This is a genomic window from Demequina mangrovi, from assembly GCF_000759715.1.
GTDB lineage: Bacteria > Actinomycetota > Actinomycetes > Actinomycetales > Demequinaceae > Demequina > Demequina mangrovi.
In genome coordinates this window covers 55,060-69,068 of sequence record NZ_BBLU01000008.1, presented here as the reverse complement: position 1 = coordinate 69,068, position 14,009 = coordinate 55,060, and the positions used below count along the sequence as shown (strand labels likewise).

The following is a 14,009-nucleotide window of genomic DNA, read 5'->3' as shown; positions in this document are numbered from 1 at the left end:
GGGAACGGGGTACTGGGACGGGTGTCAGGCGCCGGCGGCGGCGAGGTCGCGGGACGTCGCGGCGGCGGGCCGGGTGCGCGGCGGTCCGGAGCGGAACGCCATCTGCACGAAGATCCACATGACGGGCACCACGTAGGCGACCCACGCCACGGCCTCGAGCACCGTGGTCTGCGGAGAGATGTTGAAGATGCCCTTGAGGAGCGTGCCGTGCACCGAGCCGGCCGGTACCGCGCCCGAGATGTCGAACGCGAGGGTGTGGAGGCCCGGAAGGATGCCGGCCTCCTGGAGGTCGTGGACGCCGTATGCGAGCACGCCGCCCGCGACGAGGATGAGGAACACGCCCGTCCACTGGAAGAACACGCGGAGGTTGAGCCTGACCGCTCCGCGGTACATGAGGAAGCCGAGGCCGATCGCGGTGGCGATGCCGAGCGAGGCGCCCACGATCGGCACCCAGGTCGACCCGGCGGCGGTGATGCCCGCCCACAGGAACAGCGCGGTCTCGAGGCCCTCGCGTCCGACGGCGAGCAGCGCCATCGCGATGATGGCGCCCTTGCCCACGGCGATCGCGTTCTCAAGCGCGCCCTCGAGGTGGCCCTTGAGGTGACGGGCGTTGCGACCCATCCAGAAGATCATCCAGGTGATGAGGCCCACGGCGACGATGCTGAGCCCGCCCCCGATGGCCTCCTGGGCCTCGAAGCTCAGGCCCTGCGGGCCGAGCGTGAGGAGCGCGCCGAAGCCGATCGACAGGCCCGCGGCGATCCCGACGCCGAACCAGACCTGGCGCAGCAGCGCGCGGCGGTCGGTGCGGACCAGGTAGGCGACCAGGATGCTCACGACGAGCGCGGCCTCGAGGCCCTCACGCAGGCCGATGAGGTAGTTGGCGAGCATCGCGTGCCTTCCGTTGGGGGACGGTAAGGCGCGCCTTACCCGTGCTGACGTGAGCGTATTGGCACCCCGCGAGCGGTGTCAAATATAGAGAACGCGGCTGTTGCGTAATTCCCCGCTGGCGCAGCGAAACCCCTGGTCAAGACCCCGGCGTGCCGCCGCGGAGCCGTAAGAAAAGGCTCAGGCGTCGACGATGTCGCAGATCGCGGTGCCGGCGGACACGCCCGCGCCCACGGTTGCCGCGAGCGAGCGCACCACGCCGGTGCGGTGCGCGATGAGCGGCTGCTCCATCTTCATCGCCTCGAGCACCACCACGAGGTCGCCCTCGGCCACCTCGGCGCCGTCCTCGACGGCGACCTTGACGATGGTGCCCTGCATGGGCGAGCTCAGCGTGGTGCCGTTGCTGGAGCCGCGCGCGGCCCCGTTGGTGGACCGCCGCATCGGCCGCCTGCCCGCCTTGCGTGCGTTGGCGCGCCCGGCCTGCGCGAGCGAGGCGGGCAGGACCACCTCGAGGCGCTTGCCGCCCACCTCGACCACGACGCGCTCGACGTGCTCGGGCTCGTCGTCCTCGTGCGGCGCCGGTGCCGCGGTGGGCGCCGGCGCGAGCGTCGCGAGGGTCTCCGCGAACTCGGACTCGATCCAGGTGGTGTAGACGCCGAAGCCGTCGACCGCCGTGTACGCGGGCGAGTCGAGCACGGCGCGGTGGAAGGGCAGCACGGTCGGGATCCCCTCGACCGCCATCTCGGCGAGCGCGCGGCGGGCGCGGGCGAGCGCCTGATCGCGCGTCGCTCCGGTGACGATGACCTTGGCGATCATCGAGTCGAAGTTGCCCGACACGGTGTCGCCCTGCGCGACGCCGGCGTCGATCCTCACGCCCGGACCGGACGGGAAGCGCAGCGTGGTGAGGCGGCCCGGTGCGGGCATGAAGCCGTTCGCGGGATCCTCGCCGTTGATGCGGAACTCGATCGAGTGGCCGCGGGTCTCGGGTGCCAGGTCCGCGATGGACCCGCCCGCCGCGATCCGGAACTGCTCGAGCACCAGGTCGACGCCGGTGACCTCCTCGGTCACGGGGTGCTCGACCTGGAGACGCGTGTTGACCTCGAGGAAGCTGATGGTGCCGTCGACGCCGACAAGGAACTCGCACGTGCCGGCGCCCTGGTAGCCGGCCTCCGTGAGGATCGCCTCGGAGGCCTCGACGAGGCGCGCGTTCTGGGCGTCGGTGAGGAAGGGCGCGGGCGCCTCCTCGACCAGCTTCTGGTGGCGACGCTGCAGCGAGCAGTCGCGCGTGGACACCACGCGGACGTTGCCGTGCGCATCCGCGAGGCACTGCGTCTCGACGTGGCGCGGCCGGTCGAGGAACCGCTCGACGAAGCACTCGCCGCGGCCGAAGGCCGCGACGGCCTCGCGGGTCGCGGAGTCGAAGAGCTCGGGGATCTCCTCGAGGGTGCGCGCGACCTTGAGTCCGCGACCGCCGCCGCCGAAGGCCGCCTTGATCGCCACCGGGAGGCCGTGCTCCTGTGCGAAGGCGACCACCTCGTCGGCCGTCTCGACGGGGTCCGGCGTGCCGGGCACCAGGGGCGCGCCGGCGCGCTGCGCGATGTGGCGCGCGCTGACCTTGTCGCCGAGGCCGTCGATCGCCTCGGGCGACGGGCCGATCCAGGTGAGGCCCGCGTCGATGACCGCGCGGGCGAAGTCGGAGTTCTCCGCGAGGAAGCCGTAGCCGGGGTGCACCGACTCCGCGCCCGAGCGGCGGGCCGCATCGATGATCTTCTCGATGTCGAGGTACGTCTCGCGGGCGGTCGAGCCGCCGAGCGCGTACGCCTCGTCCGCGAGGGCGACGTGCGGGGCGTCGCGGTCGGGGTCCGCGTAGACGGCGATCGAGCGCAGTCCGGCATCCGCGCAGGCGCGGATGATGCGGACGGCGATCTCGCCGCGGTTCGCGATGAGGACGGAGGAGAAGGCGGTCACCCCGAAACCGTAGCGCGGGGGTGTCGGGGTCCCGGTGCACGCGGCGGGGCCGGGACCTAAGTCTGTGCCGCGCGATAACCGTGCCCGCGCGGCTTTGTCGGATTCCGACAACGCTTCGTGGGTCGATGCGTGATTACGGCGCCGTAGGTTGTGCCGGGCCTACAAAGGCGGGGGAGCGACGGACCTGCTCACGAGTACTGCGCGGCCTGCAGTGCGAACAGCTCCGCGTACAGCCCGCCGGGCACCTCCATCAGCTCCTCATGGGAACCGGCCTCGCGGATCCGACCGTCGTCGACCACCAGGATCAGGTCCGCCATCCGGACCGTGGAGAAGCGGTGGGAGACGAGCACCGTGATCGCCCCGGTGGTGCGCGCGACCCTCGAGGCGGAGGCCGCGTAGCGCTCGAACAGCCGATGCTCGGCCTCGGCGTCGAGCGCGGAGGTGGGCTCGTCGAGCAGCATCACCAGGGGCGCGTCGCGCATCATCGCCCGCCCGAGCGCGAGCTTCTGCCACTGGCCGCCCGACAGCTCGGTGCCCTCGGTGTAGGACTTGCCCACGTGGGTGTCGAGGCCGTCGGGCAGGCGATCGAGGATCACCGTCGACGCGGCGCGCTCGAGCGCCGCGAGCACAGCGTCGTCGTCGTCGCGGCGGTCGAGATCCCCGAGCCCCACCGTGTGGCGTGCGGTCGTCTCCAGGCGGCAGAAGTCCTGGAATCCGGCGGTGAGCCGTGAGCGCCACTCGGGGACCGGGATGCGCGCGAGATCCGTCCCGTCGACCCGCACCACGCCGTGCGTGGGCTCGTAGAAACGGCACAGGAGCTTGACGAGCGTGCTCTTGCCCGCGCCGTTCTCGCCGACGATCGCGACCACGCCGCCGGCGGGCAGGTGGAGGTCGACGCCGTCGAGCACCGGCGCGTCCGTCCCGGGGTAGGTGAACCGCACGTCGGTGAACCTGATGCCGTCGGCGAGCGACTCGGGCGCCGCCAGCGGTGCTTCGATCGCACGCGAGGCGACGAGCGAGCGCGCCCACTCGAGGCGCTCCATGAAGGCGGCGATCCGCTGCAGCGAGTTCGCGAGGAACTGCGCCTCCGCGAGCTGCGCCACGATCTGCGAGGCCAGCGTGATGACCAGGACCACGTCGCCGACGCTCGCGTCGCCCGCGACCGCGCTGCGCACCACGAACAGGGCCGAGCCGATGAACGCGGCGCCGAAGAGCAGCAGCGCCAGGCCCTGCAGCGTGCCCGAGGCGAGCTCGCCGCGCACCACGGTGGAGCTCGCGCGGCGGTACGAGCTCGCGTGGAGCTCGCGGATCCGCGCCCCCATCCGGGTGAGGCGGATCTCCTTCGCCGGTCCGGGGGCCGTGGCGAGGCCGAGCAGGTGGGTGGCGCGCCTGGCGTCCTGCGCGGCCCGCTCGCGGGCGCGCCCCATGACGCTCTCGGCTCGCCGGCCCGCCCACACGGGCAGTGCCCCTGCGAGGGGAAGCAGCAGCAGCCACGGCGACACGGCTGTCAGCGCGGCGAGCGCCACGGCGCCGCCGACGACGACCCGCACCGAGGAGAACACGTGCTCCATGGCGAAGTACTGGAAGAACTCCAGGTCGGTGGTGAGCACGCGCAGCCGGTCCGCGTAGTCGGGGCGCTCGTGGTGCGCGATCCCGTCCGAGCCGTTCGTCGCCTCGATGACGTCGCGCTGCAGCCGCTCGAAGACGCTCCGCGACAGGTCGAGCCCCATGAGGAAGTTGATCTGGCCGAGCACCGCATAGGTGACCCCGGAGGCGACGAGCAGGGCCCCCGCCCAGGCGGCGCGCGTCCCGTCGCCAGCGACGGCGGCGTCGGTCGCCGCACCCGCGGCGATCGCGGCGCCCGGTCCCGAGATCGCGCGGACGATCGCGAGGGTGATGACCAGCACGAATCGCGCGGGGCGCGCGCGGTATGCGACCGCCGCGAGCCGCGCGATGCCGGTCACGAGCTCCCTCATCGGTCCTCCTCCGTCGGCCGCGGCGCGCCCTCGGCGTCGAGCCCGGCGCGGAAGCGCGCGGCCTGGAGGCCGAAGAGCCGGGCGTACTCTCCGCCGGCCGCCATGAGCGCCCCGTGCGAGCCGCGCTCCCGGACGCGCCCGCGGTCCAGCACCACGATGTCGTCGGCGCGCCGCACCGAGGAGAAGCGGTGCGAGATCAGCACCGTGGTGGCACCGCGGGTGAGGTCGACGAAGCGGTCGAAGAACTGTGCCTCGGCCCGGACGTCGAGCGCCGAGGTGGGTTCGTCGAGCACCAGCACCCGGGCGCCGTGGTGCAGCGCGTACAGCGACCGGGCGATCGCGATCCGCTGCCATTGCCCGCCCGAGAGGTCGGTCCCGCCGGTGTAGACGCGCGCGAGCGGCGTGTCGAGGCCGAGCCCGCGCTCCCGCAGGGCGTCGAGGACGCCCGCCTCGTGCGCCACCTGCGCGACCACCGCATCGTCCACAGGCGCCTTCGGGAAGCCGGCGGCGATGTTCTCGCGCACGCTCAGCTCGTAGCGCAGGAAGTCCTGGAACACGACGGACAGGTGCCGGCGCCACGCCGCGATGTCCACGGTCGAGACGTCGACCCCGTCGACCTCGATGCGGCCGGCCGTAGGCTCGTAGAGTCGTCCGAGGAGCTTGACGAGGGTGGTCTTGCCCGCCCCGTTGACGCCGACGATCGCCGTGGTCCGTCCGGCCTGCAGGGTGAGGTCGAGGCCGTCGAGGACCAGTTCCTCGGACCCCGGGTAGCGGAAGCGGAGGCCCACCAGGTCGAGCGAGCGCGAGGGCGCGTCGGGCGCGAGCGCCGTCGTGGGCTCCGTTGCGGCGGGTGCCCGGTGCGAGGCGAGGGCGTTGTCGAGATCGGTGATCGCCCGGTGGTGCCGCAGGCCCGACTGGGAGCCGATGTCCGGGCGGCCCCAGAAGTCGCCGAGCGGGATGGCGGCCGCGGCGGCCTGGAGGAACAGCGCGAACGCGGTCAGGCTGAGCGCGCCCGCGGCGGCCTGCGCGCCGACGACGGCCGCGACCGTGCCGAGGATCGCGATGCCGGAGGCCAGCGCCGCGAACGCCTCGCGTCGCTGCGTGTCCTCGTAGATGCGCTGCAGGGGGACCGTGTAGGCGGCGTAGAACGCGCTCGTGCGGTCGGCCAGCCACGAGGTGAGCCCGAACACGCGCGTCTCCTTGGCGACCGCCGCCCCCGTGGAGAGGTCCCGGAAGTACTCCCAGCCGCGCAGGTCGCGCGCGGCCGCCGTGAACGCGGCCTCCGCGACCCGCATCTGGCGTCGCTGCCGCCAGCGCAGCGCGCCGGCGACGAGGGCCACGCCCGCGCCCGCCCACCAGCCGGCTGCCACGCCGGCGAGCGTCGCCATCGACAGCAGCGCGGTCCAGTTGCGCACCACCGCGATCGACGCGGCCGCTCCGGCGCCCGGGCCCTCGTCCTCCTTGTCGAGGTCGGACGTGGCCCGCGCGAGCGCGTCGAGCACGCGTTGGTCCTCCATGGCCGCCATGCCCGACGCGGCGAGCGTCCGCTCCATCAGGCGGTCGCGCATCGTCGCGTCGACGCTCTGCCTCACCACGGAGAACAGCGCCTGCTCGACGGGGGAGAGCGCCTGCATCGTCAGCAGGGCGGCGCCGGCGACCGCGAAGGCGGTGACGAGCGAGTCCCACGCGGCGGAGTCCAGCCCGTCGCGGACGGCCGCCGGGACCCGGCCGATCAGCACGGAGGTGGCGACGATGAAGACCGCGGGAAGCAGACCCAGGACCACGTTGAGGGCGAGCATTGCCGCCGCGGCGGGGCGGTTGCCGTGCCGCGTGAAGCGCGCGACCCGCCAGCGTGCCGTCACGAGCCGACGCCACGCCTGAATCCAGCGCACCCGGGAGAGTTCCGGGCCCACCCCCGCGCCCATCCCTCGACGCTAACCCGGATGCCCCTGGCTGTCAGGGGGTTCCAGGTGGAAAGTTCAGGCGCGCAGCTCGTGGAAGGCGATCTCGAGATCCGCGAGCAGATGACGCAGCAGGGGCAGGCTCACGCCGACCACGCCGTGGTAGTCGCCCTCGATCGCCTCGACGTACGGGCCGCCCAGGCCGTCGACGGTGAAGGCGCCGGCGACCTTGAGGGGTTCACCGGTGGCGACGTACGCCTCGATCTCGGCGTCGGTGAGGTCCGCGAAGCGCACCACGGTCGAGGAGGTCGCGCCCAGGGTGCCGCCGGTGCCGCCGTCGCGGTCGTCAACGAGCCAGTGGCCGGTGTGCAGCACCCCGGTGCGGCCGCGCATCGCGCGCCACCGCTCGATCGCGGTCGGCGCGTCCGCGGGCTTGCCGAGGATCTCGCCGTCGAGCTCGAGCATCGAGTCGCAGCCGAGCACGAGCGCCTCGCACTCGTACTCCGCGACCACGTGCTCGGCCTTGGCGCGCGCGAGCGCAAGGACGGCATCGGCCGGGGTGAGGGTGGCGCCTGCGGCTGTCGCCGCCGCGCGGGCCGCGTCGAGCGCGGCGTCCTCGTCGACGTCGCTCACGATCACGTCGGGTTCGACACCCGCCGAGCGGAGCGTGGCGAGGCGGGCGGGGGACTGCGAGGCGAGCAGGAGGGGGACAGGCATGGCTGCGAGCCTATCCGTCCCGCGCGGCAGCGCCCCAGCGGGACCTGGGTGCCGGATCGCTCGCGGATCCTGCACCCATGTCCCCGAGGGCCAGGGCGAGGGCGAGGGCGAGGGCGAGGGCGAGGGCGAGCCGGGAGACGGCGTGCCGAGGGCTTGGAGATGCGGGCGCATCGTTCCTGCTGTACACATGGATAGTTGGCGATATCGGAATATCGGAGACCCGTGAAGCGGTGACGCGAAGCGCCTGTATAACGCGGCTATAGTGGGTGCTCCGGGGGGCAAGCAGAGGGGGGTCGTGTCATGAGCGAGCGTGAGGAGCTGCTCGAAGCGGCATGTGATTCGTTGGTCGTGTTCTTGAGGAAGTCGGTGCCGTCGCTCGCGGAGACCGTCGCGCACATGGGCCTGACGCTGCATCAGTTCCGCGCGCTCGTGATCCTCTACGCCGAGGACGCATGCACCACGACGGACCTCGCCGAGGCTGTGGGCGTCCACCCGTCCGTCGCGACCGGGATCGTCCAGCGCATGGTGCAGCGCGGCATCTTCGACCGCCACGAGGACCCCGACGACCGTCGCATCCGGCGCCTGTCGCTCACGCCCGCGGGCCGCGAGCTCGCGGCGGAGGTGGTGGGTACCGCGCGGGTTCAGCGCCGCTCGCAGCTCGAGGCGCTCGACGACGCGCAGCTCGCGCAGATCCGCGGCGCGCTCGACACCATGACCGCGGGCCTCGTGCCTGCCCGCGCCGCCGTCTGATCCGTCACCGCGCGAACGGGCACCCCGCGCATGCGGAGGCGGCGCCGGGCGTGCACGTCCCGCACGCCGCGCCCGCGCGGATGACGAGCCCGAACCGTTCCGCCTCGGCGGCGACGGTCTCGGCGAGGTCGGCGGGGATGCCGAGCGTGCGCGCCGCCGCGCGGGGGCTCTCGCCCGCCGCGAGGCGCTCCATCACCGCGCCGAAGACCCCGCTCACAGCAGCCGCCCCACCTGGAAGACCAGCGTCGCGAGGGCGTACGTGAGCGCGAGCTGCGCTCCGGCCGCGCCGGCGGTCCAGCGCCAGCCGTAGAGGCGGCGCTGCTCCGCGAGGGTGGCCATGCACGGGAGGTATCCCAGGACGAAGACCATGAAGGCGAGGCCGGCGGCACCGGGAGAGCCGCCGGAGGTCTGCTCGACGGTCGCGCGCACCTGAGCGGCGAGCGTCGCGGTCGAGCCGTCGCCCGGATCCTCGAGCGCGTACGACTGCGCGAGCGCGCCGACCGTGACCTCCTTGGCCGCGACGCCCGACACCAGCGACGCGGCGATGTGCCAGTCGTCGAGGCCCATCGGCGCGAGGGTCGGGGCGAGCGCGGAGGCGGTGACGCCGTACACGGAGTCCTCGACCGGGACATCCGCGAGATCGTGACCGCCGCGCACCGGGATCGCCTGCAGGACCCACAGCAGCGCGACCGCGATCATGATGACGGTGCCCGCCTTGCGGACGAAGGAGACCACGCGCGCCCACACCCCCAGCGCGAGCGTGCGCAGGTGCGGCAGCTGATAGTCCGGCAGCGCGATGACGAGCGGCTCGGGCCGCACGTCGCGCAGCGCGGTGCGCCGCGCGAGCAGTCCGAACAGCACCACGAGCGCGATCGACACGAGGTACATCGCGAACACCACGGTGCCGGCGTGCGCGGGGAAGAACGTCTGCGCGAGCAGCAGGTACACCGTGAGGCGGGCGGTGCACGAGGTGAGCGGCACCATGAGCCCGGTGAGCAGGCGCTGGCGCGCGTGGGGGAGCACCGCGGTGGCCGACAGGGCGGGCACGTTGCAGCCGAAGCCCACGATCAGCGGAAGCATCGCGCGCCCGTCCAGGCCGATCGCGCGCATCGCCCGGTCCGCGACGATCGCGACGCGGGCGAGGTAGCCGCTCGACTCCAGCACCGTGACGCACGCGAACATGATCGCCATGAGCGGGATGAAGGACACCACCGCGCCCACGCCCGCGACGAGCCCGCCGATCGCGAAGGACTCGAGCCACGCCGGGGCGCCCACCGAGCCGAGCACTGCGGTGACGCCGCCGGTGACGGGTCCGTCGACGAGCGCGGCTGCGGCGTCCATGAGCGGCGCCGCCACGGACGTCGTGAGCTGGAAGACCGTCCAGACGACGGCGAGGAACGCGGGAACGCCCGCCCAGGGGTTGAGCAGCACGCGGTCGAGGCGGTCGGACAGGGTCTCGCGGGGCTCCTCGGCGGCGAGCGTGCGGTCGGCGACGGACTCGATCCAGTCGAACAGCTGCTGCGCATGGGCGAGCTCGTCGCCCAGCTGGTGGTCCGGCGGACGGGGCACGATGCCGTCGACGCGCGGGCAGGTGCGCAGCGCCTCCTCGACGGCGCCGGAGAGCGTCGCCGCACCCGCGCCGGTACGGCCGTTGAGCTCGACCACGGGCACGCCCAGCGCCTCGGCGAGCGCCTCGGCATCCGGACAGAGGCCGCGTGCGGCGGCGAGGTCGGTCATGGTGAGCGCTGCGACCACGGGCCGTCCCGCGCGCGCCACCTGCCCGAGGATGTAGAGCGAGCGGCTCAGCGCGGTGGCGTCGAGCACCACGACGGCGAGGTCGTGCTCCTCGGCGGCGATCGCATCCGCGGCGACCTGCTCGTCGGGGGAGCGGGCGATGAGCGAGTACGTGCCCGGCAGGTCGATGAGCGTGACGTCCACCGCTCCCGCGCGCCAGGTCCCCTCGGCGAGCCCGATCGTGGTGCCGGGGGCGTTGACCACGCGCTGACGGGCGCCCGTGAGGTGGTTGAAGAGCGTCGACTTGCCGACGTTGGGGTTGCCGACCAGCAGGACGGAGGCGGTGCGCGTGGGCGCGGTCACGCCGGCTCCACCTCGATCAGTCCCGAGGTCTCCCGGTCGACGGCGATGCGCGCGGCGCCGACCGCGACGACGCGCGCGCCCGAGGCGGCCCGTCCCGCGAGCCGGATGAGGGTGCCGGGCCGCAGGCCCATCTCGCGCAGGCGGAGCGCGATCGACGCCTCCGCGCTGACGGAGCGGATACGGACGATGGCGCCGGGGGCGAGCGAGTCGAGCAGCACCCCTCGATCGTATTTGCGTGAGGGAAGGCTTGCCTAAGTCCTAGGGCCTGGGTTCGCGCGTCCGGCGGAGGCGACGCCCACCACCGCGACCGCCGCGAGCGTGCCCACGAGCACCGCCTGCGCGAGCACCCAGCGGCCCGACGAGCCCGGGCGCGCCTTGCCCTGGACCTCGCCAGCGGCGCGCGAGGCCATCACGGATCCGCGGGACGCGAAGGACATGGCGGATCCGAGGCTCGCCGTGCTCGCGATGCTGAAGGCCGAGAACGCGGAGCCGATCGAGCCGATCGAGGCGAAGCTCCCGACGGACAGGATCGACAGCGTCGAGCCGCGGCTGGCGATCGACAGGAACGAGTCCTCCGAGGCGAGGGACCATCGCGAAGGCATGCCTCCATGGTCGCGCGCGAGGGCGGCGGCCGCGAGGCGAGCGGGTCAGCGCGGCGCGTCGTGCGGCGCGATCGCGTCGCGGGCGATCTCGAGCGCCGCCTTCCAGGTGGCGGGGATCTCACGGACGTAGCCGAAGCGGGTGTCGGGATGCGAGAGGATCGGCGGGAACGCCCCCTGCGTGTCGAGCCCGACGCTGCGGCACAGCCACATCGCGCGGGGCACGTGGAACTCCTGCGTGCACACGATCACGCTCGAGAGTCCGAGCGCGTCGCGCGCGTTGCGGGCGGACGCCCGCGTGTCATGCCCCGAGCCGTCGCGCACCAGCGCCTCGGCGGGTACGCCGAGCGCGAGCGCGGTGCGTTCCATGGCCTCGGTCTCGTCGAGCCCCTCCCTGTTGTCGGCGGCGCCCGTGAGCACCAGCCGGGGGACCAGGCCGCGGTGGTAGAGCGCCGCCCCCGTCTCGACCCGCTGCCGCAACGCGCGCGACGGGCGGCCGTCGGGCCACACGCGGGCGCCCAGCACCAGGGCCGCGTCCGCGGGGCGGAAGCCCTCCGCGTCCACGCGGTGCATGCGGCCCGCGGCCGCGAGCCGCGCGTAGGCCTGCGGCGCGACGAGGCCCGCGAGGGCCGCGCCGGCGAGCGGAAGGAGGCGGGTCATCGTCCGATCATCCCGCGGGCGTCCGGCCGCGTGCGAGGTCGACCATCGCCTTCGCGACCGCGGGCACCTCGCGCACGTGTCCGAGGAAGGTATGGCGGGTCGCGGTCGGGGCCGGGTACGCCCCCTGCGCGTCGAGACCGATCTGCGCGCACAGCCACACCGCGCGCGCCTGATGGAACTGCTGCGTGGAGACGATGACGGAGGCCAGTCCGTAGACCTCGCGCGCCCGCACGCACGACGAGTAGGTGTCGAGCCCCTGCGGGTCCTCGATGATCGCCTCGGCGGGGACGCCCATGGACTCGGCGAGGCCTCGCATCACCGTCGTCTCGCCGAATCCCGACGAGTCCTCGCCGTCGCCGCTCATGAGCAAGGCGTCCACCAGGCCCTGCTCGTACAGGTCGACCGCGACCGAGACACGGTCGAGGAGGTAGGGCGACGGCGAGCCGTCGGCGCGCACGCCCGCGCCCAGCACCAGCGCCGCCTCGGCGTGCGCGAAGCCCTCCGAGGCTGCGGGACGCACCGCCTCCGAGGTCTGCGCCGTCACCACGGTCCACGGCAGCGCGACCAGCACCGGCACGGCCACGAGCGCCGCGACCTTCCACCGGTGCCGCGCGTCGATGCGCGCCCGTCCGCGCGTCACCGCAGGGAGTGGCGCCAGGCCGCGTCGCCGCGGCCCAGCGGGAGCGGTCCGTGGTCGCCGCGCAGCGTGCGCGAGCGGTCCATCCATGCGGAGCGCGGGCTCGCAGGGTCCTCCGCGCCGTCGCCCGCCGCGGCCACCGCCGTGGCCGCCGCGACGAGCGCGGCGAGCTCCGCATCGTCCGGCGTGCCGCGGACCACGCGGAGGCCGGCCGTCGCGTCGACGGGCTCGTCGGGGGTCACAGCGGGATGTTCCCGTGCTTCTTGGGCGGCAGGGCGGAGCGCTTGGTGCGCAGCGCCCGCAGCGCCTTGACGATCTGTGCGCGGGTCTCCGACGGCTCGATCACCGCGTCGACGTAGCCGCGGTCGGCCGCGTCGTACGGGTTGACGATGCGGTCCTCGTAGTCCTCGACCAGCGCCTGGCGCTCGCCCTCGACGTCGCCGCCCTTGGCCTCGACGTCCGCGAGCGTGCGGCGGTGGAGGATGTTGACCGCGCCGCCGGCGCCCATGACCGCGATCTGCGCGGTGGGCCAGGCGAGGTTGACGTCCGCGCCGAGCTGCTTCGAGGCCATGACGATGTAGGCGCCGCCGTAGGCCTTGCGCGTGATGACCGTGACGAGCGGGACGGTCGCCTCGGCGTACGCGTAGATGAGCTTCGCGCCGCGGCGGATGATGCCCTGGTGCTCCTGTGCCACGCCCGGAAGGAAGCCGGGGACGTCGACGAGCGTGATGATCGGGATGTTGAACGCGTCGCAGGTGCGCACGAAACGCGCGGCCTTCTCGGAAGCGTTGATGTCGAGCGTGCCCGCCATCTGCATCGGCTGGTTGGCGACGATGCCCACCGAGTGGCCCTCGACGTGGCCGAAGCCGACCACGACGTTGGGCGCGAACAGCGGCTGGATCTCGAGGAACTCGCCGTCGTCGACGATCGCCTCGATGAGCGCGTTCATGTCGTAGGGCTGGTTGTCGCTGTCGGGAACCAGCGTGTCGAGCGCGAGATCCGAGTCGGTGGGCTCGAGGTCCGCCTCGGCGTCCCACGTGGGCGCGTCGGTGAGGTTGTTCTGCGGCAGGAACTGGAGGAGGTGCTGGACGTACTCGAGCGCATCGTCCTCGTCCTGGGCGAGGTAGTGCGCGACGCCCGACTTGGCGTTGTGCGCCTGGCCGCCGCCGAGCTCCTCGAACGTCACCTGCTCGCCCGTGACGGACTTGATGACGTCCGGGCCGGTGATGAACATCTGCGAGGTGCCGTCGGCCATCACGATGAAGTCGGTGAGGGCGGGGGAGTAGACCGCGCCGCCGGCCGAGGGGCCGAGGATGATCGAGATCTGCGGGATCACGCCCGAGGCCGCGACGTTGCGGCGGAAGATCTCGGCGAACTGCGTGAGCGCCGCGACGCCCTCCTGGATGCGCGCGCCGCCGCCGTCCGAGATGCCGATGAGCGGCACGCCCGTGCGCAGCGCGAAGTCCTGGATCTTGGCGATCTTCTGTCCGTGCACCTCGCCGAGCGAGCCGCCGAAGACCGTGAAGTCCTGGCTGTAGACGGCCACCTGGCGGCCGTCGATGGTGCCGTAGCCGGTGACGACGCCGTCGCCGTACGGGCGGTTGCGGTCCAGGCCGAAGTTGCGGCTGCGGTGCCGCGAGAGCCGGTCGAGCTCGGTGAACGAGCCCTCGTCGAGCAGCTGCTCGACGCGCTCGCGGGCGGTCTTCTTGCCGCGCGCGTGCTGCTTCTCCTGGGCGGTCGCCTCGGGAGCGGTGACGGCGGCGTCGACCTTCTTGCGCAGGTCCTCGAGCGCGGACGCCGTGGTCTTCGCGGGCCTCAT

At 73.4% G+C, this 14,009-nt stretch carries 14 protein-coding genes; 1 reads left to right on the top strand and 13 read right to left on the bottom strand.

Annotation, left to right across the window (positions count from 1 at the left end; genetic code table 11):
* Positions 1-24: 24 nt before the first annotated feature.
* The 5 genes from efeU to TR42_RS08835 form a co-directional block, all read right to left on the bottom strand.
* Positions 25-888 carry an iron uptake transporter permease EfeU gene (gene efeU / locus TR42_RS08855; protein WP_042215026.1) on the bottom strand — a complete coding sequence of 288 codons (864 nt, stop codon included), beginning with the start codon at positions 886-888 and terminating at the stop codon, positions 25-27.
* A gap of 177 nt (positions 889-1,065) precedes the next feature.
* Positions 1,066-2,853 (bottom strand): acetyl/propionyl/methylcrotonyl-CoA carboxylase subunit alpha, encoded by a 1,788-nt coding sequence (locus tag TR42_RS08850; RefSeq protein WP_042215024.1) that lies wholly within the window; start codon positions 2,851-2,853, stop codon positions 1,066-1,068.
* A 188-nt stretch (positions 2,854-3,041) separates the two neighbouring features.
* Positions 3,042-4,829 carry an ABC transporter ATP-binding protein gene (locus TR42_RS08845; RefSeq protein ID WP_042215023.1) on the bottom strand — a complete coding sequence of 596 codons (1,788 nt, stop codon included), beginning with the start codon at positions 4,827-4,829 and terminating at the stop codon, positions 3,042-3,044.
* Entirely contained in the window at positions 4,826-6,691 is a 1,866-nt protein-coding gene (locus TR42_RS08840; protein WP_143058926.1) for an ABC transporter ATP-binding protein, read from the bottom strand. Before TR42_RS08840 ends, TR42_RS08845 begins: the two co-directional genes overlap by 4 nt.
* Before the next feature lie 117 nt (positions 6,692-6,808).
* A complete protein-coding gene (locus TR42_RS08835) occupies positions 6,809-7,447 on the bottom strand; it encodes a Maf family protein (protein ID WP_042215020.1) in 639 nt (212 codons plus the stop codon).
* Between the two features lie 300 nt (positions 7,448-7,747).
* Here TR42_RS08835 and TR42_RS08830 point away from each other — a divergent pair, with 300 nt between their 5' ends.
* Positions 7,748-8,197 carry a MarR family winged helix-turn-helix transcriptional regulator gene (locus TR42_RS08830; protein WP_081953271.1) on the top strand — a complete coding sequence of 150 codons (450 nt, stop codon included), beginning with the start codon at positions 7,748-7,750 and terminating at the stop codon, positions 8,195-8,197.
* 4 nt (positions 8,198-8,201) lie between these two features.
* Here TR42_RS08830 and TR42_RS08825 read toward each other — a convergent pair whose 3' ends face one another.
* Genes TR42_RS08825 through TR42_RS08790 form a run of 8 tightly spaced genes read right to left on the bottom strand, consistent with a single transcriptional unit; the run spans position 8,202 to position 14,009 of the window.
* On the bottom strand, positions 8,202-8,414 hold the full coding sequence (locus TR42_RS08825) for a hypothetical protein (protein WP_042215018.1): 213 nt from the start codon (positions 8,412-8,414) through the stop codon (positions 8,202-8,204).
* Positions 8,411-10,294: a ferrous iron transporter B gene (gene feoB, locus TR42_RS08820; RefSeq protein ID WP_042215016.1), complete on the bottom strand. Its 1,884-nt coding sequence runs from the start codon at positions 10,292-10,294 to the stop codon at positions 8,411-8,413. Before feoB ends, TR42_RS08825 begins: the two co-directional genes overlap by 4 nt.
* Entirely contained in the window at positions 10,291-10,512 is a 222-nt protein-coding gene (locus tag TR42_RS08815; protein ID WP_042215014.1) for a FeoA family protein, read from the bottom strand. The genes feoB and TR42_RS08815 overlap by 4 nt, the downstream gene beginning before the upstream one ends.
* A gap of 33 nt (positions 10,513-10,545) precedes the next feature.
* A complete protein-coding gene (locus TR42_RS14625) occupies positions 10,546-10,896 on the bottom strand; it encodes a hypothetical protein (protein WP_042215012.1) in 351 nt (116 codons plus the stop codon).
* A 45-nt stretch (positions 10,897-10,941) separates the two neighbouring features.
* Positions 10,942-11,553, bottom strand: coding sequence for a SanA/YdcF family protein (locus TR42_RS08805; protein ID WP_042215010.1), 612 nt, complete (start codon positions 11,551-11,553; stop codon positions 10,942-10,944).
* Between the two features lie 7 nt (positions 11,554-11,560).
* Entirely contained in the window at positions 11,561-12,193 is a 633-nt protein-coding gene (locus TR42_RS08800; protein WP_052405877.1) for a SanA/YdcF family protein, read from the bottom strand.
* Complete coding sequence (locus tag TR42_RS08795; protein WP_042215009.1) at positions 12,190-12,432, bottom strand: acyl-CoA carboxylase epsilon subunit; 243 nt, start codon at positions 12,430-12,432, stop codon at positions 12,190-12,192. Before TR42_RS08795 ends, TR42_RS08800 begins: the two co-directional genes overlap by 4 nt.
* Entirely contained in the window at positions 12,429-14,009 is a 1,581-nt protein-coding gene (locus tag TR42_RS08790) for an acyl-CoA carboxylase subunit beta (RefSeq protein ID WP_042215007.1), read from the bottom strand. Before TR42_RS08790 ends, TR42_RS08795 begins: the two co-directional genes overlap by 4 nt.